Raw genomic sequence first — 25753 nt, 5'->3', positions numbered from 1 at the left:
CGAATAAGATTTACGCATATCCAAACACCTCAGATTTGGGCGCTATCATAGCGCCCGATTGAAGTGTCCAAAATCATTAGGCCAGTTCAGCTTGCTCCCAATAAGGGAATGTCAGTGAATGCATTTGTCATTGACCCACCCTTATCGGGAGCAAGCCCCCTCCCACATTTTTGACTGGATTCGATGCCGTCCTGTCCGCTAAAAATTCCCCTCAGTTAAAAAACTTTCCCAAAACCCCTAGACGCCCTGCCCCCATTCCCCTATAAAGCCAATTCAGGAATATTTTATTCCTCACAAGAAAATGCGCTCAAGGAATGAGCCTGCTGTCCTCAGACATTTTTTCGCTATGCGATGAGCTGCCGCCATCATCCCGAGGACGTGTCATGCAACACGAAAAAAACCATTTCATCATCAAGGTGACGTGCCCCGCCGTGTCCGGCATCGTCGCTGCCGTCACCACTTACCTGGCGGACAAGGCGTGCTACATCGGGGAAATGGCGCAGTTCGACGATGACTTCAGCGGCCGCTTCTTCATGCGCGCCGTGTTCCGCTTCAACGATGGGCACACAGGGGACCTGCAAGAGATCAGAGACGGTTTCGCCGATGTCGCCCAGGCCTTCGACATGCAGTGGGAGCTGTACGACACCCGCGAACCGATGCGCGTGATGCTGATGGTGAGCAAGTTCGACCACTGCCTCACCGACCTGCTCTACCGCTACCACAAGGGCGAGATGGACATGACCATCACCGCCATCGTCTCCAACCACCTCGACCTGCGGCCGATGGCCGAGCGCGAGGGCATTCGCTTTATCTACCTGCCGGTGTCCAAGGACAACAAGGCCGCGCAGGAAGCCGAGTTGATGAAGATCGTCGATGACACCCGCACCGAGCTGGTGGTGTTGGCGCGCTACATGCAGATCCTCTCCGACGACCTGTGCCGGCAACTGTCGGGGCGGGCGATCAATATCCACCATTCGTTCCTGCCCGGTTTCAAGGGTGCCAAGCCCTATCACCAGGCGTATCAACGCGGTGTGAAGTTGATCGGCGCCACCGCGCACTATGTGACCAGCGACCTGGATGAGGGCCCAATCATCGAGCAGGAAGTGCAGCGCGTCGACCACGTGTACAAGCCCGACGACCTCGTCGCCATCGGCCGCGACACCGAAACCGTGGCCCTGTCCAAGGCGGTCAAGTACCACCTGGAGCACCGGGTCTTCCTCAATCAGGACAGAACGGTGGTGTTCCGGTGAGCGCGCATAAACTGATCGACGGCAAAGCCGCCGCGGCGCGAGTGCTGCTGCAAGTGCGCGAGGACGTGGCGCGGCTGCATGGGCAAGATATTCAACCGGCGCTGGCGGTGATCCTGGTGGGCAGCGACCCGGCCAGCCAGGTTTATGTGCGCAACAAGATCCTGCGCGCCGAAAAGGTGGGCATCCGCTCCGTGGAGCATCGCCTGCCCGGCGATACCAGCACCGAACAATTATTGATTCTGATCGGCCAATTGAATGCCGACCCGGCGATCCACGGCATCCTCCTGCAATTGCCGTTGCCGGCGCAGATGGACGAACTGCGCGCCCTGGAAGCCATCGCGCCGGAGAAGGACGTCGACGGGTTTCACAGCCAGAACGTCGGCGGCCTCAGCCAGGGCCGCGCGGTGCTCACGCCATGCACCCCGAGCGGTTGCCTGTATCTGTTGGAGCAAACCTGCGGCGACCTGCGTGGCAAACACGCGGTGGTGATCGGCCGTTCGAACATCGTCGGCAAGCCCATGGCCGCGCTGCTGCTCAAGGCGGATTGCTCGGTGACCGTGCTGCATTCACGCAGCCACGATGCCCAGGCCCTGTGTCGCCAGGCCGATATCGTGATCGCCGCCGTGGGCCGCGCCCGCTTGATTGACGCGAGCTGGTTGAAGCCCGGCGCGGTGGTGATTGATGTCGGTATTAACCGCATCGACGACGACGGCCGCAGCCGCCTGGTGGGTGATGTCGACTTCGACAGCGCCCTGCCCCATGTCGCCGCCATCACCCCGGTGCCCGGCGGTGTCGGGCCGATGACCATTGCCTTCCTGATGAAAAACACCGTGGCCGCCGCCCTGGCGCAACACCACGCCCTACGCAGCCAATCGGAGGCCGTATGCCATTCAATCTATTGAAATACGGGCTGAGTTCGGAGTACCCGGTGGAGGTGGACCTGCCACCGCCCAAGGAACTCAAGTCGAGTTACGACGTGGTGATCATTGGCGCCGGTGGCCATGGCCTGGCGACGGCCTACTACCTGGCCAAGTACCACGGGATCACCAATATAGCGGTGCTGGAAAAGGCCTACCTGGGCGGCGGCAATACCGCGCGCAATACGGCGGTGATCCGCTCCAACTACCTCACCAGCGAAGGCGTTCGTTTCTACGCCGAGTCGGTGAAGATGTTCCAGTCGCTGTCCAACGAGTTCGATTTCAACATCATGTACTCCGAGCGCGGCCAACTGACCCTGGCCCACACCGACGCCACCGTGCGTTCGTTCCGCCAACGCGCCGAGGTCAACAAGCACTTCGGCGGGCGTACCGAGATGATCGACCGCCAGCAGATCCGCGAGCTGGTGCCCAGCCTCAACCTCGACCCCGGCCACTTGCCGGTGCTCGCCGGGCTCTGGCATATCGACGGCGCCACCGCACGCCACGATGCCGTGGCCTGGGGCTACGCCAAGCAGGCGGCCAAGCGCGGCGTGGAAATCCACCAGCTCACCGAAGTGCAGGACCTAGTGATCGAAAACGGCACCATCACCGCGGTGAAAACCAATCGCGGCACCATCCGTTGCGGCTGCGCGGTGCAGGCGATTGCCGGGCACAGTTCGCTGCTGATGGCCAAGGCCGGTATCCGTTCGCCGATCCAGACCTTCCCGTTACAGGCCATGGTCACCCAACCGTTCAAGCCGTTCCTCGACCCGTTGGTGAGTTCCTCGGCCCTGCATTGCTACGTGCAGCAAACCAGTCGTGGCGAAGTGGTGTTCGGTGGCGGTTCCGACCCGTACCCGCTGTTCAACACGCGCTCGACCCTGGACCTCAAGGAAAGCCTGTTGGCCCATGCCATCGAGATGTTCCCGTTCCTGGCCAACGCCAAGTTGATGCGCCAGTGGGCCGGGATCACCGACATGACCCCCGACTACAGCCCGATCATGGGCCTGTCGCCGGTAAAGAATTACTACCTCGACGCCGGCTGGGGCACCTGGGGCTTCAAGGCCACGCCGATCTGCGGCAAAACCATGGCCGAGCTGGTCGCCAGCGGCGGCAAGGTGCCGGACTTGATCAAGCCCTTCGGCCTCGAGCGCTTTTCGACCTTCCAGCAAGTCAACGAAATGGGCGCCACAGCGGCCAGCCACTGACGGAGAGCAGACGATGAAAATCATGATTTGCCCGCTCAACGGGCCGCGCAATATCAGCGAGTTCACCTACGGCGGTGAATTCAAACCGATGCCCGACCCGGTGACCTGCAGCGATGCCGAATGGGCCGACTACGTGTTCAACACCGACAACCTCGCCGGTGTGGTGCGCGAATGGTGGATGCACACGCCGTCCAGCTACTGGTTCCTCGCCGAGCGCCATACGGTCACCGACGAGATCGTGCGCACCTTCGATCCGCGCGAAGTGTTCACCACCCGCGTCGATTTCACCACCGCCAAGGAGATCGCCGGATGAACCGCCTCCCCGCCCCCATGGGCTTGCTGATCCAGCGTGACCAGCCACTCGATTTCAGTTTCGACGGCCTGCCCTACCAAGGTTTGCAGGGCGACAGCATCGCCAGCGCGCTGCTCGCCAACGGGCGCTTCCTGATGTCGCGTTCGTTCAAGTACCACCGCCCACGCGGCCCATTGACCATGGCCGGCCATGACGCCAACAGCCTGGTGCAACTGCCCCGCGAACCCAACGTATTGGCCGATGCCCACGCGCTGTCCGCCGGCTTGGCGGTGACGGCGCAGAACGTCAACGGCTCGCTGGACAACGACAAGGACGCCTACCTGGGCAAGTTCTCCAAGTTCATGCCAGTGGGTTTCTACTACCGATCGTTCTACAAGCCCAAGGGCATGTGGAAAGTCTGGGAGCCGATCATCCGCAAAAAAGCCGGCCTGGGCGTGCTCGACCTGACGTGCCAACCCGAGTACTACGACAAGGCCTACCTGTTCACCGACCTCGCCGTGATCGGCGCCGGCCCCGCTGGCTTGCAGGCCGCGCTGACCGCCGCGAATGCCGGCGCCAAGGTGTTGCTGATCGAGCAGCAGCCGATCCTCGGCGGGTCGCTGACCTACGCGCGCTTCGATATTGCCGGCACCCGCGCCGACACCTTGCGCCGCGAGTTGCTCGGCGCGGTGCAGCAACACGCGAATATCCAGGTGCTCACCGACGCCACCTGCAATGCCTGGTTCACCGACAACTACCTGCCGGTGATCCAGGGCAAGCGCCTGTACAAAGTGCGCGCGCAACAGTGCCTGGTGTGCAGCGGTTCGTTCGACCAACCGGTGGTCTTCCGCAACAACGACCTGCCGGGGGTGATGCTCACCAGCGCCGCGCAACGCCTGATGAAGCTGTATGCAGTCAAGCCCGGCAAGCGCGCAGTGGTACTCACAGGCAACGATGACGGCTACCTCGCCGCCCTCGACCTGCATGACCAGGGCGTGGACGTGGCCGCCGTGATCGACTTGCGTCACGCCCCGGCGGACAAAGCCCTGCCGGGCGCCCTGGCCCAGCGCAAGATCCCGTGCCTGAGCAACAGCACCGTGTTCGAAGCCCTGCATGAAAAAGGTCTGCGCCATGTGAAAGGCGTCGACGTGCGCCAGATCACCGGCCAGGGCCAGGTCAGTGCCAGCGGGCAAGTGATCGACTGCGACCTGCTGTGCATGTCGGCCGGTTATATGCCGGTCTATCAGCTGCTATGCCAGGCCGGTGGCAAGCTGGCCTATGACGACTCGCGGGCGGAGTTCAGCCTCAGTGGCCTGCCGCGCAACCTGGGCGTGGCGGGGTCCGTACACGGGCGGCATCAACTGGACAATGTGCTGGCGGAAGCGACCAACGCCGCCGCCGACAGCCTGCTCGCCCTCGGTTTGAACAGCGCCGGCTCGCCTGCAGCGCTGCACAGTGAAGCCCAGGTCAACTTCCACTGGCCGATCTTCCCGCACCCCAAAGGCAAGGATTTTGTCGACTTCGACGAAGACCTGCAGGTGGCGGACATCGTCAACGCCACCCGCATCGGCTACCGCGATGTGCAGTTGGTCAAGCGTTACTCCACGGTCGGCATGGGCCCGTCCCAGGGGCGCCACTCGGCGCTGCCGACCGCACGGCTGGTGGCCTGGGCGACCCAGCGCACTATCAGCGAAACCGGGGTCACCACCGCACGGCCGCCGTTCGTGGCGGAGAAACTCGCGCATGTCGCCGGGCGCGCCTTCGACCCTTACCGCCAAACGCCGATGCACGCACGCCATGTGCAAGCCGGAGCGAAGATGATGCCCGCCGGTATCTGGCAGCGCCCGGCCTATTACGGCAAGGCCGAGGACCGCGAAGCATGCATGCAGGCCGAAGCGCTGCACGTGCGCAACAAGGTCGGGCTGATCGATGTGTCCACACTCGGCGGCCTCGACGTGCGCGGCCCGGACGCCGCCGAATTGCTCAACCGCATGTACACCTTTGCGTTCCTCAAGCAGCCGGTGGGCCGTTCGCGTTATGCGCTGATGACCAACGAACACGGCGTGGTGATCGACGATGGCGTGTGCGCGCGGCTGGCCGACAACCATTTCTACGTCACCGCCACCACCAGCGGCGTCGACCGCATCTACCAGCAGATGCTCAAGTGGAACGCGCAGTGGCGCCTGGACGTGGACGTGACCAACGTCACTGCGGCGATCTGTGCGGTGAACGTCGCCGGGCCGGATTCGCGCAAGGTGCTGGAGCAGGTGTGCAGCGACATCGACCTCAGTGCCGAAGGCTTCCCCTACCTGGGCGTGCGCCAGGGTACGGTGGCCGGGATCAAGGCACGCTTGCTGCGGGTGGGGTTCGTCGGCGAATTGGGCTATGAAATCCACGTACCGGCACGCCACGGCCTGGCGTTGTGGGACGCGTTGATGACGGCCGGCAAGGCCTTTGACATTCGCCCCTTCGGCGTCGAAACCCAACGCCTGCTGCGCCTGGAAAAAGGCCACGTGATCATCAGCCAGGACACTGACGGCATGACTCACCCGGCAGAAATCGACATGGGCTGGGCGGTCAACCGCAACAAGCCATTCTTCGTCGGTCGCCGCTCGGTGGACATCCTCGAAGCCCAGCCGCTGAAACGCAAACTGGTGGGCTTCAGCCTGCCCAAGGGCAGTGTGCAACCGCTGGAAGGCCACCTGGTGCTCAACGGCGCGGACATCAGCGGCAACGTCACCTCCTGCGAATACTCCACCAGCCTGGGCCGCATCATCGGCCTGGCCTACGCCGGGATCGACCAGAGCACACCGGGGCAGCGCATTCCGATTCGCGTCGAAGGCGGCATCGTCGTCCAGGCCGAGGTGGTGCAACTGCCGTTCTTCGACCCCACCAACCAACGCCAGGAGGGTTAAGCCATGACCAGTCTGAAAGCCCACGAATTGTTCACGCCGCCCTGCCAGCTGCAGGACCAGACCGACCTGCCCCGGGTCGGCTTTCGCGGCACACAAAGCGCCGAGTACCTCACGGCGCGCGGCTTCACGTTGCCGGGCGCGCCCAACCAAGCCAGCGCGCAAGCGGACGGCAGTTGGGTGGCGCGCCTGTCCCAGAACGAATACCTGCTACTGGGCAGCCCGCAGGATCAGGGGCAGCGGATTGCCGATGAAGAAGCGCGTTGGGAACTGGACCACCGCGCCAATTACCTGCTGCCGCGCCAGGACAGCCATGCCTGCGTGCTGCTCAGCGGTGGCGTGATTGCGCAGGTGATGGCCAAGCTGTGCGGGGTGGATCTCAGTTTCCCGGCCTTCAAGCCGGGGACGGTGGCGCAGACGTCGGTGGCGCGGGTCAATGCGATTGTCATCCACACAGGGAGTGTGGAGCTGCCGGCGTTTCATATCCTCTGGGATCGCGCCTCGAAGGCATACTTCGAGGGCGCGTTGCGGGATGCGTTGGAGGAGTTCGGCGGGGTGGCTCAGTCGGTGTAGCCCAACCGCGCCGCCCTGACCTTTTGGGTGTGTTGACGTGTCGCCAGGCAGTAATACAACGGGCACGTCACCACCAGTCCCACCAGCCACGACAGGTCCGCGCCTTCCACCAGGTTGGCCCACGGCCCCACATACAGCGAGGTATTGGCAAACGGCAGTTGCACGATGATGCCGATGAAGTACGCCACGATCGCATGCAGGTTGAAACGCCCATACACCCCGCCATCCGCCCGGAAAATCGAGGCAATGTCATAGACCCCGCGCTTGATGATGTAGAAGTCGATCAGGTTGATTGACGCCCACGGCACCAGCACCAGCAACAGCGCGAGGATCAGGCCGATAAATTGCGAGATGAAGTCCGCCGAGGCGCCCAAGGCGACTACGCAGCAACCGGTGAGGATCACGCCTGAGAGCGCCACGCGCACCTTGATGCTCGGGGTCCAGTGACTGGCGAAGGTCTGGATCGAGGTGACGATCGACAGCACCGCACCGTACAGATTCAGGGCGTTGTGGCTGATGATATTGAGCAGGAACAGCACCATCAGGATTGGCCCCAGCCAGCCGGTGGCTTGCTTGACCGCGACCATGGCTTCGGTGCCTTCTGGCGTGGCCAGTGCGGCAACCAGGCCAAAGGCAAAGGAGAGGATGGTGCCGAGGGTGGCGCCCAGGTAGGTCGCAATGAACGGCCGGGTGATGCCGATATCCGCCGGCAGGTAGCGCGAGTAGTCGCTGGTGTAGGGCGAAAAGCTGATCTGCCAGATCACCCCCAGCGACACGGTGGCCAACCAGCCAGCGGCGTTGAAGCCGCCTCGGGTCAGGAAGTCCGCCGGCAGGTCATGGACGAAGATGTAGATAAAACCGGCCAGCAACGCGCTGCCCATCACCCAGGTGCCGATGCGGTTGAGGGTATGGATAAAGCGGTAGCCGATCACGCCGATGGCGGTGGCGCTGAGGGCGCCGATCAGGATGCTCGCCGGCACCGGCACCGACGGCACGATGCCCACGATGGACTTGCCGGCCAGGACGATATTGGAGATGAAAAAGCCGATGTAGATCAGTGCGGCGAAGAACACGATCAGCAGCGCGCCGTAACGGCCGAACTGGCCACGACTCTGCACCATCTGCGGGATGCCCATGCGCGGGCCCTGGGCCGATGCGAGGGCAATCACGATGCCGCCGAGCAGATGCCCGAGGGCAATCGCCAGCAGCCCCCACGCCAGATTGAGATGGAACACCTGGGCGACCATGGCACCGGTGACGATCGGCAGCGGTGCGATGTTGGTGCTGAACCATAAGGTGAACAGGTCGCGGGCCTTTCCATGGCGCTCTGCGAGGGGGACGTAATCGACCGTGTGATGCTCGATCAGGGGGTCTTGCCGGGACATCTGGGGCATGGAAATGAACTCGCGTTTGTCTGATCTTATAGTTGTTTGACGCCAAACCGGGGGAGCTCTCTGGCCGCCCCTCAGATGAACACCATATTATGGTATTCCAACATTTTCACAAGACTGATCCGTAGTTTCAGCACGCATCTGATCCGCAAGTGTGCCACAGGGCACCCTGTTATTTCCTACCATGGCTCCCGTATTTATTGGCTATAAGCCCCAGGATTGACGTTCATCGGGCGACAGAAAAAGCGGTTGCATCCACTGTATTACGGTATACCATCAGACCTACAAACTCATAAAAACCGCTTTACCCGCAGAGGACCGCCCCATGATCGATGCCGCTATCTACAAACAAGTGATGGGTTCGTTTCCGTCCGGGGTCACCGTGATCACCACGCTCGATGACGACGGGCAAATCGTCGGGCTGACCGCCAGTGCCTTCAGCTCACTGTCCATGGACCCGGCCCTGGTGCTGTTCTGCCCCAACTACAGCTCCGACTCGTACCCGGTGTTGATCAAGAACAAACGCTTTGCCATTCATGTGCTTTCCGGTGGGCAGCAAACCGAAGCCTATGCCTTTGCGCGCAAGGGCAAGGACAAGGCCCAGGGCATCGAATGGACGCTCAGTGAGTTGGGCAACCCGATCCTGGCCAATGCCACGGCGGTGATCGAGTGCGAGTTGTGGCGCGAATATGAAGGCGGTGACCACGCGATCATGGTCGGCGCAGTAAAAAACCTGATCGTGCCCCGGCAGAACACCGGGCCACTGGTGTACTGCCACGGCAAGATGGGCGCGTTGCCGATGCCGGCCTGAGCCACACACCTCATCAGACAGCCCGAGCCAGGTCAGGTGCGGAAGCGGCTGACCAACTGATTCAACGTCTGCGACAACGCCGTCAATTGCTGCGCATCCTGGCGCGTGGAGTCGGCCAGGCTTGCCACCAATTGCGCGTCCCCATGAATCTGGCTGATATGCCGATTGATGTCTTCGGCCACCTGGTGCTGCTCTTCGGCGGCGGTGGCGATTTGCGTGTTCATGTCGCGGATCACGTCCACCGATTCACGGATCAGGCCAAAGCTTTCACGCGCGTCGTTGATCGACACGACCGTTTCCTGGGACACCTCCAGGCTCGCGTGCATCTGCTTGCCCATCTGGTGAGTGCGGCGCGCCAGGTTGCCGAGCAGCCCGTCGATTTCACCGGTGGAGTCCGACGTGCGCTTGGCCAACGCCCGCACCTCGTCCGCCACCACCGCAAATCCTCGCCCCTGCTCGCCCGCCCGTGCGGCTTCGATGGCGGCGTTCAGGGCCAGCAGGTTGGTCTGTTCGGCAATGGAGCGGATGGTGCCGAGGATCGACTGGATGTCGTTGCTGTCCTTTTCCAGCTGCTCCATGGCCTGGGCGGACTGGCCGATCTCTACACTCAGGCGCCCGACACTGCTTACCGCCGCGTCGATCTGTTGCTGCCCGGTGTGGGCCTGGCGCTGGCCGTTGTCAGCCGAATCGGCAGCCTGGCTGCAGGAACGCGCGACTTCGTTGGAGGTGGCGACCATTTCATGAAACGCCGTCGAAACCATATCCACCGCTTCGCGCTGGCGCTCGGCGACTTCGGCCATTTCCACCGAGACTTCGGTGGCACTCCCGGAGCTGCTGTGGATCTGCCCGGCGGCCTGGCCGATGCGCTGGATCAGCGTGCGGATCGCTTCGAGGAACTGGTTGAACCAGCCGGCCAGTTGCGCCGTCTCGTCGCGACCCTTCACCGCCAGGCGCGCGGTCAAGTCACCCTCCCCCTGGGCAATGCCTTCCAGGCCGCTGGCCACGCCGCGAATCGGCTTGACGATCAGCCCGGCAAACCAGGCCCCCGCCACCGCGAACAGTACACCGCACACCAGCGCGATGGCCGCGATCAGCCAGGTCAGGCGCGTCGCGCCGGCCATCACTTCACTCTCGCGTACCAGCCCGACAAACCGCCAACCCAAGGCCTTGGACGGCCACACCAGCGCCATGTAGCGCTCACCCGCCAACTCGACCTGCACCAGGCCCTGGCCGGCTTCGCTCAACTGGCGATAGCCATCGCCCAGCTCACCGAGCGGCTTAAAATTGTGGGACGGGTCATTCGGGTCCACCAGCACCGTGTTGTTGGCTTCCATCAGCATCAGGTAGCCGCTTTCGCCCAGCTTGATCTGCTTGACCAGGTCGGTCAGCTGCTTGAGCGACACGTCGATGTTGACCACCCCGCTCGCCTTGCCCTGGCGGTCGTTGAAGCTTTGCACAGTGCTGACCAGCACCACATCGTCGGCGGCCCAATAATAGGCCTCGGTGCGCAGGGTCTTGCCCGGCTGCGCCATGGCCGTCTTGTACCAGGGCCGTGTGCGCGGGTCGTAGCTGGCGAGCTTGGGGTCGCCAGGCCAGAACACATAGCCACCGTCCTCGGTGCCCAGGGACAGGTAGGTATAAGCCGAATGACTCTTCGCCAGGCCTTCGAACAGCTTGAACAACTGCTCGTCGCGTTCGCCAGGAGCGACTTGCGCAGCATCGCTGGCCAGGTAGCGTTTCACATCGCCATTGATACTCTGCAGTTGCGGGTGCGCGGCCAGGTAGCTGACGTTCTGGCTGATGCCTTCGAAAAACAACTGCATGGCGTTGTCGACTTGGCGGATTTCGCGCCCACTGCTGTCGATAAAGCCATCGCGTGCCTCATGGCGCACATTGAGGATGATCAGCACAGCCACCAGCATTACCGGCAGGCTGGCGATCACCGCAAAGGCCAGGATCAGTTTTTGTTTTATGTTCATCGAGCTCGCCTTCCTTGTCAGGTGAGGGTGCAACCGTTGGAGAGAAAAGTTTTGCGGATATTCCGTATTATGGTATACCAACAATCAATCCGCCGAACAGCCATCATCACTGGCATGCTTCACATTGGCGAGAGCACTTAAGGGCCCGCAGTCGACAGGCCGATCACAATAGATCCGAGGTAAGCGTCATGAAGTTTTCCCTGTTCGTACACATGGAGCGTTGGGACGAAAGTGTCAGCCACCGCCAGTTGTTCGAAGACTTGACCGAACTGACCCTGATGGCCGAGGCCGGCGGTTTCAGCACCGTATGGATTGGCGAACACCACGCCATGGAATACACCATCTCGCCGAGCCCGATGCCGCTGCTGGCTTACCTCGCGGCCAAGACCACCACCATTCACCTGGGCGCCGGGACCATCATCGCGCCGTTCTGGCACCCGCTGCGGGTGGCGGGCGAATGCGCCTTGCTCGACGTGATCAGCAACGGACGCATGGAAGTCGGCCTGGCCCGTGGTGCTTACCAGGTGGAGTTCGACCGCATGGCCGGCGGCATGCCCGCCTCCAGCGGCGGCCAGGCGCTGCGTGAGATGGTGCCGGTGGTGCGTGCGTTGTGGAAAGGCGACTACGCCCACGACGGCGACATCTGGAAATTCCCCACCTCCACCAGCGTGCCCAAGCCGATCCAGCAGCCCAACCCGCCGATGTGGATCGCCGCCCGCGACCCGGACTCGCATAACTTCGCAGTCGCCAACGGCTGCAACGTGATGGTCACGCCGCTGATGAAGGGCGACGAAGAAGTCCTCGACCTGAAAAACAAATTCCAGGCCGCCCTCGACAACAACCCCGGCGTACCGCGCCCGCAACTGATGGTGCTGCGTCACACCCACGTGCATGCCGCCGATGATCCGGACGGCTGGAAAGTCGGGGCCAAGGCGATCTCGAAGTTCTATCGCACCTTCGATGCCTGGTTCGGCAATAAAGAGGTGCCGGTGAATGGCTTCCTGGCACCGAGCCCGGAAGAAAAATTCGCCGCCCGCCCGGAGTTCGAACTGGACAGCCTGCACAAGACCGCGATGATCGGCACCGCCGAAGAAATCATCCCGCGCATCCGCTACTACCAGGAACTGGGCGTGGATGAGTTCAGCTTCTGGTGCGACAACAGCCTGCCCCATGCCGAGAAGAAGAAGTCGTTGGCGCTGTTTATCGAGCAGGTGGTGCCGGCGTTTCGTTGATTGCTTGCAGGCGTCGCGCCAAACAGGTGCGACGCCTGCCCGCCCGGCATCAACTGAACAGTTCGACACCCAATTGGAACGCGACCCACAGCGCCAGCCCCGTGGCGAAAAGCAGCGCAATATTTTCGAACAGGTTATTGCGGTATTCCTTGCTCAGCAGCGACTTCTGGTTGGACATAATCAGCAAGCCGAGGGAAATTACCGGCAAGCCAATGATGTTCAACGCGCTGACGCCGATGGTCAGCGTGACAAAGTCCGGCATGCCCGGCAGCGACCAGATCAGCGGGGTCACCAGAATGAACAACATGAACCACTTGTGCATCGGGTCATGGTGGAACTCTTTGCCGTAACGCTCACGGCGTCCAGGCCGTACGTGCTGGAAGGCATCGGTGATCAGCATCGGGAAGGCCGTGGTTTTGCCGGAGATGCTGGCAAACAGCGTAGCGAATACACCGATAAAGAAAATGTACCAGCCGATCGGCCCGAAGAAGATTTCGAGCGCCTTGCCCAGGTCGCCCAAGGTCTTCACTTCAATACCGTTGGGCCGCAGGATTTCGGCGCCCACAATCCAGATCGCCAGGTTGATCACAATGCCGACGAACACGGCGAATAGCAGGTCGTTACGCTGGATGCGCTTGTGCTGTGGGCCGACCCAGCCTTTCTGGCGCATGACATAAGGGTGCACGAAGTTAGCAATCGAGCCCGCCACCGCGCCGATCACCGAGACTGCCACCAGCAACGCCCCGTGTACGCCCTCATCCGGCGGAATGCTGAAACCGATAGTCCCTTTGACAATGCCCGCCATATCCGGCCCGGACATCACCGCCAAGGCAATGAACGCGAGGGTCATGATTGCCAGCAGGCCTTTCATCACGCCTTCGATCATCGAATAGATATTGCGCCCCACCAGCAGCCACACCGCCAACACCACCGCCACCGAACACAGCAGCGCGTAGTCAGTCTTGAACAGCATGGCCAGGGCTTCACCCGCACCCTTGATCATGTAGGCATTCATCAAATGCCCCATCAGCAGCGCATACACCAGCAGGAACCAGGCGAAGAACGGGTTCAACTGGGCATAACCCTGAAGGATCGTCATGCCTTGGTTATTGCACAGCTGAAAGCGCGCAATGATGTTGACGATCAGGTACCTGAGCAGCAGAGAAACTGCCAGCACCCACATCATGGCGTAGCCGTAATTGGCGCCGGCAACGGAGGAAGTAATCAAATCGCCGGCACCCAGCCAAGACAGGACGGCGATCACGCCTGGGCCTAATAGCTTGAGTAGTCGTACAACATGGCCGCTTACGGGTGCGGCAGACTTGCCTTCTATCGAAGGGAAATCGGTCATAGGGGGAGTCTCCGTTGTTTTTTTTGTGAGAGCGGAGATAGTCGAACACAGTTGATATGACGTCGTACAACCAATCAGCGCGCGTATTTATTAATAAATGTTTCCTGGCGGGCGCCTCCCCTTGAGTGCTGATTGCCCGCACAGAAAGAGGATTGGATCGCTGTGCACACGGCAAAATGTACTATCTGGTTACTTATCTTGCTAAAATCGCGTCTTTGCCCTCTCTCACTCGAGTCCTTTCGACATGAAACGAGCATCGCGCGCCACTGGCGTCTCTAGATTCTTACTCCTGGGTCTGGGCGTGATCATCGCCCTGCTCGGCCTCGCGCTGGCCGTTGGCGGCGCCAAACTGGTCAGCCTCGGCGGTTCCTGGTACTTCCTGATCGGCGGCGTGGCCATGGCGGTTTCCGGCCTGCTGATTGCCCGGCAAAAGACCGCAGGTGCATGGCTGTTCGCGGCGTTCCTGATCGGCACGGCCATCTGGGCGGTGGCGGATGTGGGCCTGGTGTTCTGGCCGCTGTTCTCGCGGCTGTTCATGTTCGCGGTCATCGGCCTGGTGGTGGCGCTGGTGTATCCGCTGCTGGCGGGCCGACCTGCGCGCGGTGCCTATGGCGTTGCCGCCGTGTTGGCGGTGGGCGTGGCAGTGGCGGCGGGCAATATGTTTGTCGCCCACCCCAGTGTCGCCCCAACCGGTGCAGGCCCAGGCATCACGCCCGTGGCCGCCGCCGACGCGCAGAAGGACTGGGCGCACTACGGCAACACCGAAGGTGGCAGCCGCTTCGCCGCGCTGGACCAGATCAATCGCGACAACATCAACCAGCTCAAAGTGGCCTGGACCTACCACACCGGTGACGTGGCTCTCAGCGACGGCAATGGCGCCGAAGACCAGCTCACGCCCCTGCAGATCGGCAACAAGGTGTTTATCTGCACCCCGCACAACAACCTGATCGCCCTCGACGCCGACACCGGCAAAGAGCTGTGGAAGAACGAAGTCAACGCCAAGTCGGCGGTGTGGCAGCGTTGCCGGGGCATGGCGTATTTCGACGCCACCGCGCCGATTGCCCAACCGACCCAGCCCAACAGCTCGCCGATCATTGCCGCCAGCGTTCCAGCCGGTGCGCAATGCCAGCGCCGCTTGCTGACCAACACCATCGATGCGCGCCTGATCGCAGTAGATGCCGACACCGGTAAATTCTGCGAAGACTTCGGCACCCACGGCCAGGTGGACCTGAAAGCCGGCCTGGGCAATGTGCCGGACAGCTACTACCAGCTGTCTTCCGCGCCATTGATCGCCGGTACCACCGTGGTGGTCGGTGGTCGCGTGGCCGACAACGTACAAACCGATATGCCCGGCGGCGTGATCCGTGGCTTTGACGTGATCAGCGGGCAAATGCGCTGGGCCTTCGACCCGGGCAACCCTGAAGACAAACAAGCACCGGCCGCCGGCAGCACCTATGTGCGCAGCACCCCCAACAGCTGGGCGCCGATGTCCTACGATCCGTTGATGAACACGGTCTTCCTGCCGATGGGCAGCTCGTCCACCGACATCTATGGCGTGGAGCGCACCCCGCTCAACCATAAATACGGCGCTTCGGTATTGGCGCTGGATGCCTCCACCGGGGCTGAAAAGTGGGTGTACCAGACCGTCCACAATGACCTGTGGGACTTCGACCTGCCGATGCAACCGAGCCTGATCGACTTCACCCCACCGGGCAGCGACAAGGCGGTACCCGCAGTGGTAATCGGCACCAAGGCCGGGCAGATCTATGTACTCGACCGCGCCACCGGCCAGCCACTGACCGACGTCAAGGAAGTCCCGGTCAAAGCCGCGAACATCCCCAACGAACCCTACTCGCCAACCCAGCCGAAATCCGTGGGCATGCCGCAGATTGGCGCGCAGACCCTGAGCGAGTCGGACATGTGGGGCGCCACCCCGTACGACCAGTTGCTGTGCCGCATCGACTTCAAGGGCATGCGCTACGACGGCCTGTACACCGCGCCGGGCACCGATAAATCCCTGAGCTTCCCGGGCTCCCTGGGCGGCATGAACTGGGGCAGCATTTCCACCGACCCGGTGCATGGTTTTATCTTCGTCAACGACATGCGCCTGGGCCTGTGGATCCAGATGGTGCCGTCGCAGAACAAGGCCCAGTCTTCGTCCGGTGGCGAAGCGCTGAACACCGGCATGGGCGCGGTCCCGCTCAAGGGCACGCCGTATGCGGTGAACAAAAACCGCTTCCTGTCGGTGGCCGGCATTCCGTGCCAGGCGCCGCCGTTCGGCACCCTCACCGCCATCGACATGAAGACCCAGAAAGTCGCATGGCAAGTGCCGGTTGGCACCGTTGAAGACACCGGTCCGCTGGGCATCCGCATGCACCTGCCGATCAAGATCGGTCTGCCGACCCTCGGCGGCACCCTGTCGACCCAGGGCGGCCTGATCTTTATCGCCGGCACCCAGGACTTCTACCTGCGCGCCTTCAACAGCGGCAACGGTGATGAAATCTGGAAGGCCCGCCTGCCCGTCGGCAGCCAGGGCGGCCCGATGACCTACGTGTCGCCGAAAACCGGCAAGCAGTACATCGTCGTCACCGCCGGCGGTGCGCGCCAGTCCACCGACCGTGGCGACTACGTGATCGCCTACGCCCTGCCATAACCCCTCTGTCCGCGCGGTGCCCCTGCACCGCGCTCCGGCATCGGCAACAAGCCCCCTCACACATCGCCTGCATTTCAATAGTTGAGCGGCATCGTTAGTGGCATTTGGTCATGGTTTGTAAAGGGCCAGCCAGTCCGGCTCGTTTTTAATTGCAGGACGTTTCCTAGACAATCCCTGCCGCCTTGTGCCTGTTGGAATCGCTGGCTAGTCTGCGGTCCGTCACTGCCAAATCAGTGATCGGGTTTAGTCGCCTGACCTTCCAACGCGTGCATGGTCCTCCATGAGTTTTATGGTGGCTGTGCGCAGGGCACCTTCGGGTGCGCCGGTATTTTCGCGTTGGAGCCGGTCGACTAACCTGCGTACAGCCACCACCCTCGTTTAGTCGCGAAGGGTGTCGGTCCCTCATCCAACGCGAAGGTACACCATGAATAAAGTTATCCCCGATCCACCCCACGACCCCGCCAAAGACCGCGCCGCCTTCAACCGCGCCATCAACCACTACCTACCCACCCAAGGCCTCCACTCGGTCAACGAAGACCTGAGCTTCGAAGACGCCCTGCTTTACACCGCCAGCTTGCTCGACAGCGCTTCCGCCACGGCGCTGGATTGCGGTGACCTGCTACCAAACCCCGAACGGGCGAAGATTCTGGCCGTGTGGCATTTGCTGGAAATTGCCAAGACCACCGTGGATCGCTCCATCGAATGCCTGAAACCCGCAAAAGCAACTGCCTGAACGCGTAAAAAAGGTGGGAGGGGCGGTGCGACGATTCGACTTGCCCCCGATGGCGGTGTCAGTCAATGAATTGATTGACTGATCCACCGTCATCGGGGGCAAGTCGAATCGTCGCACCGCCCCTCCCACATTGGGTCCAGCAGTGTATGTAAGGCCTTACTCAGGCACGGGCAACGCATACTACGCACCCTGCTGGTACTCCCGTGGCGTACAACCAAACTCGCGACGAAACACGGTGTGCAGGTACTGCGCCGACTTGAAGCCGCACCTGGCGGCAATATCGGCAATCGCCAGTTCGTGGCTTTCCAGGCCCTTGGCGGCGGCGGCGAGTTTGAAGCGCAGGATCTCGTCATGCACGCTGCAGCCGCGCACCTTGCGAAAGTGCGCTTCCAGGGAGGAGCGCGACACGCCGACATAGGCCGCCACCTGCGCGGTCTTGATGCCCTGGCAGGCGTACTGGCGGATAAACAGCAGCGCCTGCATCACGTACGGATTACCCAAGGGTTGATGCAAGCTGGAGGCCTGTACATTGATCGCCTCCGGCGGCACCAGGACCTGCGTGCCCACGCACGGTTTGCCGTGCAGCATCTGGTGCAGCAAGGCGGCGGCCGTGCGCCCCATGGTTTCCGTGCCCTGGATCACCGAACTCAGCGGCACCCGCGTGAGGGTGCGGGTCAGGGGGTCGTTGTCGATGCCGATCAACGCCACTTGCTCCGGCACGGCGATGCCGGCAGTGAGGCAGGCTTGCAGCAGTTGCCGGGCGCGGGCGTCGGTGACGGCGATGATGCCGATGGGCTTGGGCAGGCTGTGCAGCCAGGCAATCTGCTGTTCCACCGCGCTGTCCCACAACGGCGCGCTGGTGCCCAGGCCGCGATACACCTCGACGTGCAAACCATCGCGTTGCAGCAGGCGGCGAAAGGCTTTTTCACGCTCCTGGGCCCAGCGATTGGCCTGGGCCTCTGGCAGGCTGAAACAGGCAAATCGCGTCAGCCCGGCCTCGATCAGGTGCTCGTACGCCAGCTTCATCAACGCGTCGTTGTCGGTCGCCACATACGGAATGCCCTTGGGGTAGGCGCGTGCATCCTCATAAGAGCCGCCCACCGCCACCACCGGCAACTGACTGTCGGCCAATGCCTCGCCAATCAGCGGGTCGTCGAAGTCGGCAATGATGCCGTCGCCCTGAAAACGCTCGATGCCTTTGAGGCGACAGAGGAAGTCCTCTTCCAGGAACAGATCCCAGGACGCGCGGGTGCTGCTCAGGTAATTGCCGATGCCGGCGATGATGCCGCGGTCGTAGATTTTGCTGCCGTTGAACAACAGGGCGATGCGGTGGACGGGCGGTAGGGTTTTCATTGTTTTTGTCCTGAGGCCAGTCACACCAGACTAGCCCCTGCCACTCAAAATCGCACTACACCTTGATGATTTTCATAATCAGCGGGCCAGGAGCCGTTGCTAGTATCCAGACACCGCCAAGAACAATAAGGAAAACGCCATGCCGTACTTCCCCGGTGTCGAGAAGGTTCGCTTCGAAGGCCCCAGCAGCGACGCCCCCCTCGCCTTTCGCCATTACGACGCCAACAAGCTGATCCTCGGCAAACCGATGCGCGAGCACCTGCGCATGGCCGCGTGTTATTGGCACACCTTCGTGTGGCCCGGCGCCGATATGTTTGGCATGGGCACCTTCAAACGCCCGTGGCAGCGCAGCGGCGAGCCGATGGACGTGGCCATCGGCAAGGCTGAGGCGGCCTTCGAGTTTTTCTCCAAGCTGGGCATCGACTACTACAGTTTTCACGACACCGATGTGGCGCCGGAAGGCAGTTCGCTCAAGGAGTACCGCAACCACTTTGCGCAGATGGTCGACCACCTGGAGCGCCATCAGGAACAGACCGGCATCAAGTTGCTTTGGGGCACCGCCAACTGCTTCAGCAACCCACGTTTTGCCGCCGGTGCCGCCAGTAACCCGGACCCGGAGGTGTTTGCCTACGCCGCTGCCCAGGTGTTCAGCGCGATGAACGCCACGCTGCGACTCAAGGGCGCCAACTATGTGCTGTGGGGCGGCCGTGAAGGCTATGAAACCCTGCTCAACACCGACCTCAAGCGCGAGCGCGAACAGCTCGGGCGCTTTATGCGCATGGTGGTGGAGCACAAGCACAAGATCGGCTTCAAGGGCGACCTGCTGATCGAGCCCAAGCCCCAGGAGCCGACCAAGCACCAGTACGATTACGACAGCGCCACGGTGTTCGGCTTTTTGCATGAGTACGGCCTGGAACACGAGATCAAGGTGAATATCGAGGCCAACCACGCCACCCTGGCCGGGCACAGCTTCCATCACGAGATCGCCACGGCCGTGTCCCTGGGCATCTTCGGCAGCATCGACGCCAACCGGGGCGACCCGCAGAACGGCTGGGACACCGACCAATTCCCCAACAGCGTCGAGGAGATGACCCTCGCCACCTATGAAATCCTCAAGGCTGGCGGGTTCAAAAACGGCGGCTATAACTTTGATTCCAAGGTACGGCGTCAGAGCCTGGATGAGGTGGATCTGTTCCACGGGCATGTCGAGGCCATGGACGTATTGGCGCTGGCCCTGGAGCGTGCGGCGGCCATGGTGCAAAACGACCGGTTGCAGCAGTTCAAGGACCAGCGCTATGCCGGTTGGCAACAGCCGCTGGGCCAAGCCGTGCTGGCCGGTGAGTTCAGCCTGGAGTCGCTGGCCGAACATGCGTTTGCCCACGAACTGAACCCGCAGGCCGTGAGTGGTCGGCAGGAGATGCTGGAGGGAGTGGTCAACCGGTTTATTTATCGGTGACATTTGCGCGACAAATCTGTGCACGGAGCGTCGAAGGACGCTCTACAGTTCTACCCGCATCACGCTGTGTCTTTCCAACAACAATAAAAGGACGCACCACCATGAAGTCATTCAAACGTACCCTGCTCGCCACCGCCCTGGCCCTGTTCGCACTGCCGGTGATGGCCGATTCCGCCCACCCGAAAATCGGTTTTTCCATCGACGACCTGCGCCTGGAACGCTGGTCCCGTGACCGTGATTACTTCGTCGCCGCTGCGGAAAAACTCGATGCCAAGGTCTTTGTGCAGTCCGCCGATGCCAACGAGCAGAAGCAGATTTCGCAGATCGAAAACCTGATCTCCCGGGGCGTCGACGTGATCGTTATCGTGCCATTCAACGCCACTGTGCTGACTAATGCCGTCGCCGAAGCCAAGAAAGCCGGGATCAAGGTGGTGTCCTATGACCGCCTGATTCTCAACGCGGACATCGATGCCTACATCTCCTTCGATAACGAAAAAGTCGGCGAGATGCAGGCCAACGGCGTGCTGCAAGCGGCGCCCAAGGGCAATTACTTCCTGCTCGGCGGCGCCCCCACCGACAACAATGCCAAGGTACTGCGCGAAGGCCAGATGAAGGTGCTGCAACCGGCCATCGACAAGGGCGATATCAAGATTGTCGGCCAGCAGTGGGTCAAGGAATGGAACCCTACCGAAGCCCTGAGCATCGTCGAAAATGCCCTGACTCGGAACAACAACAAAATCGACGCCATCGTCGCCTCCAACGACGCCACCGCCGGCGGTGCGATCCAGGCCCTGGCCGCACAGAAGCTGGCGGGCAAGGTGCCGATCTCCGGCCAGGACGCCGACCTCGCCGCCGTCAAGCGCGTGATCGACGGCACCCAGACCATGACCGTGTACAAACCGCTCAAGCTGATCGCCACCGAAGCCGCCAAGCTCTCGGTGCAACTGGCGCGTAACGAGAAGCCCACCTACAGCTCGCAGTACGACAACGGCAGCAAGAAAGTCGACACCATCCTGCTCACCCCGACGCCGCTGACCAAGGCCAATATCGACCTGTTGGAGAAGGACGGGTTCTATACCAAAGAGCAGATCGGCGGGCAGTGACCGCCATGGCCGACTACCTGCTGCAAATGAACGGCATCGTCAAAACCTTTGGCGGTGTCCACGCGCTGAACGGCATCGACATCAAGGTGCGGCCGGGGGAATGTGTCGGCCTGTGCGGCGAGAACGGTGCCGGTAAATCCACCTTGATGAAGGTGCTGTCGGCGGTCTACCCCCATGGCACCTGGGAGGGGGAAATCCTCTGGGACGGGCAACCGCTCAGGGCCCAGTCCATCAGCGAGACCGAGGCCGCCGGCATCGTCATCATTCACCAGGAACTGACCCTGGTGCCCGACCTGTCGGTGGCCGAGAACATCTTCATGGGCCACGAACTGACCTTGCCCGGCGGGCGCATGAACTACCCGGCGATGCTTCACCGCGCCGAAGCGTTGATGCGTGAGCTCAAAGTGCCGGACATGAACGTCGCGCTGCCGGTGTCGCAGTACGGCGGCGGCTACCAGCAACTGGTGGAAATCGCCAAGGCCCTGAACAAACAGGCGCGCCTGCTGATTCTCGACGAACCCTCCTCGGCCCTGACCCGCTCGGAAATCGAGGTGCTGCTCGACATCATCCGCAGCCTCAAGGCCAAGGGCGTGGCCTGCGTGTACATCTCCCACAAGCTCGATGAAGTCGCGGCCGTGTGCGACACCATTACGGTGATCCGCGATGGCAAGCACATCGCGACCACGGCGATGGCCGACATGGACATCCCGCAGATCATCACGCAGATGGTCGGGCGGGAAATGAGCAACCTCTACCCCACCGAGCCCCATGCCATCGGCGAGGTGATTTTCGAAGCGCGCAACGTCACCTGCTATGACGTCGACAACCCCAAGCGCAAGCGCGTCGACGATATTTCCTTCGTGCTCAAGCGCGGCGAAATCCTCGGCATAGCCGGGCTGGTGGGCGCCGGGCGTACGGAGCTGGTGTCGGCGTTGTTCGGCGCCTACCCCGGCCGCTACAGCGCCGAGGTGTGGCTCGACGGCCAGGTGATCGACACGCGCACGCCGCTCAAATCGATCCGCGCCGGGCTGTGCATGGTGCCCGAGGACCGCAAGCGCCAGGGCATCATTCCCGATCTGGGCGTGGGCCAGAACATCACCCTGGCGGTCCTCGATACCTATGCGCATATGACCCGCATCGACGCCGAAGCCGAACTGGGCAGCATCGACCAGCAGATCGCACGCATGCACCTCAAGACCGCCAGCCCGTTCCTGCCGATCACCAGCCTGTCCGGCGGCAATCAGCAAAAAGCCGTGCTGGCGAAAATGCTGATGGCCAAGCCCAAAGTGCTGATCCTCGACGAACCCACACGCGGGGTGGATGTCGGTGCCAAGTATGAAATCTACAAACTGATGGGCGCGCTGGCGGCCGAAGGCGTGTCGATCATCATGGTTTCCTCGGAATTGGCCGAAGTGCTCGGCGTATCCAACCGCGTGCTGGTGATCGGCGACGGCCAGTTGCGCGGCGATTTCATCAATGAAGGGCTCACCCAGGAACAGGTGCTCGCCGCCGCACTCAGCCAAAATAATAACAATCGGAAAACCGCGTAGATGAATCAGGTCAAACAGCTGTTCACCCGCTACAAAATGCTCGCCCTGGTGATCGCCGTGGCGTTTATCTGGCTGTTTTTCAGCTGGCAGACCGAGGGCGGCTTCCTCACCCCGCGCAACCTGTCCAACCTGCTGCGGCAGATGTCGATCACCGGCATCCTGGCGTGCGGCATGGTGCTGGTGATCATCAGCGGCGAGATCGATTTGTCGGTGGGTTCATTGCTGGGATTATTGGGCGGGCTCGCAGCGATCCTCGATGTGATCTATCACATCCCGCTGCTGGCCAACCTCAGCCTGGTGGCGTTGTGCGGCCTGATGATCGGTTTGGCCAATGGCTACATGACCGCTTACCTGCGCATTCCGTCGTTTATCGTTGGCCTGGGCGGCATGCTGGCGTTTCGCGGGATTCTGCTGGGGATCACCGGCGGTACCACCATCGCGCCGGTGTCGCCGTCGCTGGTGTATGTAGGCCAGGGGTATTTGCCGCATTCGGTGGGGATTGGCCTTGGGGTTCTGCTGTTTGCCCTGACCCTGTTCCTGACCTGGAAACAACGCCGCAACCGAGCGCTGCATGGCTTGGCGCCACACTCCCTGGTGCGCGATGTGCTGCGCGTGGGGGTGATCGGCGCGGTGCTCGCCGGGTTCGTCACCACCCTCAACAGCTACGACGGCATCCCCGTACCGGTGCTGCTGTTGCTGGTGCTGCTCGGCGTGTTCAGCTACGTCACCAGCCAGACCGTGTTCGGCCGCCGTGTATACGCGGTGGGCAGCAATATGGAAGCCACGCGCCTGTCGGGCATCAACGTGCAGGCGGTAAAACTGTGGATCTTCGGCATCATGGGCGTGATGTGCGCCCTCGCCGGCCTGGTCAACACCGCGCGTCTCGCGGCGGGCTCACCGTCAGCGGGCAACATGGGCGAACTGGATGCCATCGCTGCGTGCTTTATTGGCGGTACGTCGATGCGCGGCGGCTCGGGCACGGTGTATGGCGCGTTGCTCGGGGCGTTGGTGATTACCAGCCTGGATAACGGCATGTCGATGCTGGACGTGGACAGTTACTGGCAGATGATTGTGAAGGGCAGCATTCTGGTGCTGGCGGTGTGGGTGGACGTGAGTACGCGCACGGGGCGGCGCTGACGCCCGTTCTCACTAACACCCCATAACCCTGTGGGAGGGGGCTTGCCCCCTCCCACATTTGACTGCATTCCAAGGTTGGAGCGAGGCGGTCAGTCCTATTCAAACGCCTGACGATTCTCTGGGGTGATCAACTTGAACGGCACCCAGACCACCGTCGACTCCAGCACCTCGCCGCGTACCATGCGCAGCGCGGTGTCCACTGCGCCACCGGCCTGGCCGGCGGCATCCTGGAACACGCTGACCGCCATCTTGCCCTCAGCCATCAATTTCAACCCGTCCGGGGTGCCGTCGATGCCGCCGACCCAATAGTCCTTGGCCTGCTTGCCAGCCTTCTCCAGCCCCATGATCGCGCCGATTGCCATTTCATCGTTATTGGCCGCGATGATCGAAAAATCGACGCCCTGCTTGACCCAGTCAATGACAATCGTGGCGGCCTGGCTACGCTCCCAGTTACCGACTTTTTTCTGTACGACTTTCATATCAGGGTATTTGGCGACGACTTTCTCCACGTCCTCGGTGCGCATCAAGGAGGATGCATTGGCCGGGTCGCCCACCAGAATCACCACGTTGCCCTTGTAACCGGCGCGGCGCGCCAGCTCTTCCATCTGCAAGGTCCCCGACTCCAGCTCGTTGGAGCCGACAAACGCGGTCTGCGCCGGCCACTTTTGCGGGTTTGGATTGCGGTTGACGAAGACCAGCGGGATCTTTGCGTCCGAGGCCAGCTGCATCATCTGCGCCGCACTTTTGCCGTCGACCATCGCGACGATAATCGCATCCACCTTGGCGTTGACCAGGTTGCGGAATTGGCGCATCTGCAAGTCGACGCTGTCCTGACCGTTCTCCATAAAGATGTCGACGTTCATGACGCTGGCCTGTTGCTGCACCCCATTGCGCAGCAGGGTCTGGAAGTTATCGTCGTACTTTGCCATGCCCACACCCAGCAAGGGCGTGGCGGCCTGGGCTGGGCCCGGTATGAACAGCGTCGCCCCCAAGGCGAGGATTAACCATGCTTTCATGTTCTGACTCCCGCGGCTCAAACGCTGAAATGATGGAGCAGCTCGCGCTGCACCTTGGCCATGTCCGACAGCTCGTGGCTGCTGATGGCGGACTGCTCGGCGCCATTTGCCGTCTGCTGGGCCGAATCGTTGATCTGGATGACCATCCGACTGGTTTCCTGCACCGTGGCGCTCTGCTCCTCGGTGGCGGCGGCGATCTGGATATTCATGTCGCGGATACTGTCGACCGAATCGCTCATCGACAGCAGCAAGTCGCCCGCGCCCGAGGCCAGGGACACGCACTGGGTGGACTGCGCCTGGCTTTCGTTCATCACGTGCACCACCGAGTGAATCTTTTCCTGCATGAGCCCGATCATGTCCTGGATTTCGCTGGTCGAGGTCTGGGTACGGCTGGCCAGGGAGCGCACTTCATCGGCCACTACCGCAAAACCGCGTCCCTGCTCGCCGGCACGGGCCGCTTCAATCGCCGCATTCAGGGCGAGCAGGTTGGTCTGTTCGGCAATGGTGCGAATGGCGACAACAATGCCCTCGATATTCTGCCCGTACTTCTGCAACTCATCGGTCACCTGCGTGGCCTTGTTCACCTGGTCGGCCTGCTGGCGGATGTTGACGATGGTCTCGGCCACGCGCGCCTGCACCTTGTGCGTGAGTTCACTCGTGTCGTCCACGGCCTGGCGGGTGTCCTGCGCACGCCGAGCCACCTCTTCGACCGTGCTTTCCATCTGCGTCATGGCCGAGGCTGCCGATTGCAACCGGTCCTTCTGCTCATCCACCACACGGGTGGTCTGCTCGCTGTTCAAGGCGTTGCTGCCTGCGGTAACGGCCAGCGCATCGGC

At 62.0% G+C, this 25753-nt stretch carries 19 protein-coding genes and 2 pseudogenes; 14 read left to right on the top strand and 7 right to left on the bottom strand.

All coding sequences use genetic code 11. The features are described from left to right. Positions 1–383: 383 nt before the first annotated feature. Genes purU through FBY10_RS17830 form a run of 6 tightly spaced genes read left to right on the top strand, consistent with a single transcriptional unit; the run spans position 384 to position 7152 of the window. On the top strand, positions 384–1250 hold the full coding sequence (gene purU / locus FBY10_RS17855) for a formyltetrahydrofolate deformylase (protein ID WP_090402534.1): 867 nt from the start codon (positions 384–386) through the stop codon (positions 1248–1250). Next, positions 1247–2152 carry a bifunctional methylenetetrahydrofolate dehydrogenase/methenyltetrahydrofolate cyclohydrolase FolD gene (gene folD, locus FBY10_RS17850; protein WP_145337211.1) on the top strand — a complete coding sequence of 302 codons (906 nt, stop codon included), beginning with the start codon at positions 1247–1249 and terminating at the stop codon, positions 2150–2152. Before purU ends, folD begins: the two co-directional genes overlap by 4 nt. Continuing rightward, the gene (locus tag FBY10_RS17845; RefSeq protein ID WP_145337210.1) at positions 2134–3375 is read left to right on the top strand and encodes an FAD-dependent oxidoreductase; all 1242 of its coding nucleotides are present in this window, start codon (positions 2134–2136) and stop codon (positions 3373–3375) included. Before folD ends, FBY10_RS17845 begins: the two co-directional genes overlap by 19 nt. Before the next feature lie 13 nt (positions 3376–3388). Continuing rightward, positions 3389–3688 carry a sarcosine oxidase subunit delta gene (locus FBY10_RS17840; RefSeq protein ID WP_065939715.1) on the top strand — a complete coding sequence of 100 codons (300 nt, stop codon included), beginning with the start codon at positions 3389–3391 and terminating at the stop codon, positions 3686–3688. Continuing rightward, entirely contained in the window at positions 3685–6582 is a 2898-nt protein-coding gene (locus tag FBY10_RS17835) for a 2Fe-2S iron-sulfur cluster-binding protein (protein WP_145337209.1), read from the top strand. The genes FBY10_RS17840 and FBY10_RS17835 overlap by 4 nt, the downstream gene beginning before the upstream one ends. 3 nt (positions 6583–6585) lie before the next feature. Further along, positions 6586–7152: a sarcosine oxidase subunit gamma gene (locus FBY10_RS17830; RefSeq protein WP_145337208.1), complete on the top strand. Its 567-nt coding sequence runs from the start codon at positions 6586–6588 to the stop codon at positions 7150–7152. On the opposite strand, the gene FBY10_RS17825 is transcribed toward FBY10_RS17830, so the two are convergent. Beyond that, positions 7140–8546 carry a cytosine permease gene (locus FBY10_RS17825; protein ID WP_145337207.1) on the bottom strand — a complete coding sequence of 469 codons (1407 nt, stop codon included), beginning with the start codon at positions 8544–8546 and terminating at the stop codon, positions 7140–7142. The two genes, FBY10_RS17830 and FBY10_RS17825, sit on opposite strands and share 13 nt — an antisense overlap. A gap of 322 nt (positions 8547–8868) precedes the next feature. On the opposite strand from FBY10_RS17825, the gene FBY10_RS17820 reads away from it, so the two are divergent. Next, complete coding sequence (locus FBY10_RS17820) at positions 8869–9354, top strand: flavin reductase family protein (protein ID WP_145337206.1); 486 nt, start codon at positions 8869–8871, stop codon at positions 9352–9354. A gap of 32 nt (positions 9355–9386) precedes the next feature. On the opposite strand, the pseudogene FBY10_RS32210 reads toward FBY10_RS17820, so the two are convergent. Together FBY10_RS32210 and FBY10_RS32205 are read right to left on the bottom strand one after the other, a co-directional pair. Next, a pseudogene (locus FBY10_RS32210) lies at positions 9387–9983 on the bottom strand (methyl-accepting chemotaxis protein); the annotation flags it as partial. Between the two features lie 309 nt (positions 9984–10292). Continuing rightward, positions 10293–11177: pseudogene (locus FBY10_RS32205) on the bottom strand (cache domain-containing protein); the annotation flags it as partial. Between the two features lie 344 nt (positions 11178–11521). Between FBY10_RS32205 and FBY10_RS17810 the strand changes: the two are divergent. Beyond that, positions 11522–12565: an LLM class flavin-dependent oxidoreductase gene (locus tag FBY10_RS17810; RefSeq protein ID WP_064052580.1), complete on the top strand. Its 1044-nt coding sequence runs from the start codon at positions 11522–11524 to the stop codon at positions 12563–12565. Positions 12566–12614: 49 nt separating this feature from the next. Here FBY10_RS17810 and FBY10_RS17805 read toward each other — a convergent pair whose 3' ends face one another. Beyond that, positions 12615–13916, bottom strand: a complete 1302-nt coding sequence (locus FBY10_RS17805) for an Nramp family divalent metal transporter (RefSeq protein WP_074846027.1) — start codon at positions 13914–13916, stop codon at positions 12615–12617. Between the two features lie 244 nt (positions 13917–14160). On the opposite strand from FBY10_RS17805, the gene FBY10_RS17800 reads away from it, so the two are divergent. After that, on the top strand, positions 14161–16569 hold the full coding sequence (locus FBY10_RS17800) for a glucose/quinate/shikimate family membrane-bound PQQ-dependent dehydrogenase (protein WP_145337204.1): 2409 nt from the start codon (positions 14161–14163) through the stop codon (positions 16567–16569). Between the two features lie 424 nt (positions 16570–16993). Continuing rightward, entirely contained in the window at positions 16994–17302 is a 309-nt protein-coding gene (locus tag FBY10_RS17795; protein WP_131698796.1) for a DUF6124 family protein, read from the top strand. A gap of 180 nt (positions 17303–17482) precedes the next feature. On the opposite strand, the gene FBY10_RS17790 is transcribed toward FBY10_RS17795, so the two are convergent. Then, positions 17483–18655 (bottom strand): XylR family transcriptional regulator, encoded by a 1173-nt coding sequence (locus FBY10_RS17790; protein WP_145337203.1) that lies wholly within the window; start codon positions 18653–18655, stop codon positions 17483–17485. A 139-nt stretch (positions 18656–18794) separates the two neighbouring features. Between FBY10_RS17790 and xylA the strand changes: the two genes are divergently transcribed. The 4 genes from xylA (at position 18795) to FBY10_RS17770 (ending at position 23901) form a co-directional block, all read left to right on the top strand. Then, positions 18795–20111 carry a xylose isomerase gene (gene xylA / locus FBY10_RS17785; protein ID WP_131698798.1) on the top strand — a complete coding sequence of 439 codons (1317 nt, stop codon included), beginning with the start codon at positions 18795–18797 and terminating at the stop codon, positions 20109–20111. Between the two features lie 101 nt (positions 20112–20212). Beyond that, positions 20213–21214, top strand: a complete 1002-nt coding sequence (xylF, locus tag FBY10_RS17780; protein ID WP_145337202.1) for a D-xylose ABC transporter substrate-binding protein — start codon at positions 20213–20215, stop codon at positions 21212–21214. A gap of 5 nt (positions 21215–21219) precedes the next feature. Further along, positions 21220–22764: a D-xylose ABC transporter ATP-binding protein gene (gene xylG, locus FBY10_RS17775; RefSeq protein WP_178116764.1), complete on the top strand. Its 1545-nt coding sequence runs from the start codon at positions 21220–21222 to the stop codon at positions 22762–22764. Beyond that, complete coding sequence (locus FBY10_RS17770; RefSeq protein ID WP_145337200.1) at positions 22765–23901, top strand: sugar ABC transporter permease; 1137 nt, start codon at positions 22765–22767, stop codon at positions 23899–23901. It abuts the gene before it with no gap. 95 nt (positions 23902–23996) lie between these two features. On the opposite strand, the gene FBY10_RS17765 is transcribed toward FBY10_RS17770, so the two are convergent. Both FBY10_RS17765 and FBY10_RS32200 read right to left on the bottom strand, forming a co-directional pair. Beyond that, positions 23997–24917, bottom strand: a complete 921-nt coding sequence (locus FBY10_RS17765; protein WP_145337199.1) for a substrate-binding domain-containing protein — start codon at positions 24915–24917, stop codon at positions 23997–23999. Positions 24918–24934: 17 nt separating this feature from the next. Next, positions 24935–25690, bottom strand: coding sequence for a methyl-accepting chemotaxis protein (locus FBY10_RS32200; protein WP_371920981.1), 756 nt, complete (start codon positions 25688–25690; stop codon positions 24935–24937). Positions 25691–25753: the final 63 nt, after the last annotated feature.

The organism is Pseudomonas sp. SJZ103, from assembly GCF_007828335.1.
Taxonomy (GTDB): Bacteria; Pseudomonadota; Gammaproteobacteria; order Pseudomonadales; family Pseudomonadaceae; genus Aquipseudomonas.
The sequence above is the reverse complement of the archived record's forward strand: the minus strand, read 5'-3'. Positions and strand labels throughout refer to the sequence as shown.

Coding starts and splice junctions, on each gene's coding strand:
- purU (WP_090402534.1), top strand. CDS start 384: ATGCAACACGAAAAAAACCATTTCATCATCAAGGTGACGTGCCCCGCC.
- FBY10_RS17845 (WP_145337210.1), top strand. CDS start 2,134: ATGCCATTCAATCTATTGAAATACGGGCTGAGTTCGGAGTACCCGGTG.
- FBY10_RS17840 (WP_065939715.1), top strand. CDS start 3,389: ATGAAAATCATGATTTGCCCGCTCAACGGGCCGCGCAATATCAGCGAG.
- FBY10_RS17835 (WP_145337209.1), top strand. CDS start 3,685: ATGAACCGCCTCCCCGCCCCCATGGGCTTGCTGATCCAGCGTGACCAG.
- FBY10_RS17830 (WP_145337208.1), top strand. CDS start 6,586: ATGACCAGTCTGAAAGCCCACGAATTGTTCACGCCGCCCTGCCAGCTG.
- FBY10_RS17825 (WP_145337207.1), bottom strand. CDS start 8,546: ATGCCCCAGATGTCCCGGCAAGACCCCCTGATCGAGCATCACACGGTC.
- FBY10_RS17820 (WP_145337206.1), top strand. CDS start 8,869: ATGATCGATGCCGCTATCTACAAACAAGTGATGGGTTCGTTTCCGTCC.
- FBY10_RS17810 (WP_064052580.1), top strand. CDS start 11,522: ATGAAGTTTTCCCTGTTCGTACACATGGAGCGTTGGGACGAAAGTGTC.
- FBY10_RS17805 (WP_074846027.1), bottom strand. CDS start 13,916: ATGACCGATTTCCCTTCGATAGAAGGCAAGTCTGCCGCACCCGTAAGC.
- FBY10_RS17800 (WP_145337204.1), top strand. CDS start 14,161: ATGAAACGAGCATCGCGCGCCACTGGCGTCTCTAGATTCTTACTCCTG.
- FBY10_RS17795 (WP_131698796.1), top strand. CDS start 16,994: ATGAATAAAGTTATCCCCGATCCACCCCACGACCCCGCCAAAGACCGC.
- FBY10_RS17790 (WP_145337203.1), bottom strand. CDS start 18,655: ATGAAAACCCTACCGCCCGTCCACCGCATCGCCCTGTTGTTCAACGGC.
- xylA (WP_131698798.1), top strand. CDS start 18,795: ATGCCGTACTTCCCCGGTGTCGAGAAGGTTCGCTTCGAAGGCCCCAGC.
- xylF (WP_145337202.1), top strand. CDS start 20,213: ATGAAGTCATTCAAACGTACCCTGCTCGCCACCGCCCTGGCCCTGTTC.
- xylG (WP_178116764.1), top strand. CDS start 21,220: ATGGCCGACTACCTGCTGCAAATGAACGGCATCGTCAAAACCTTTGGC.
- FBY10_RS17770 (WP_145337200.1), top strand. CDS start 22,765: ATGAATCAGGTCAAACAGCTGTTCACCCGCTACAAAATGCTCGCCCTG.
- FBY10_RS17765 (WP_145337199.1), bottom strand. CDS start 24,917: ATGAAAGCATGGTTAATCCTCGCCTTGGGGGCGACGCTGTTCATACCG.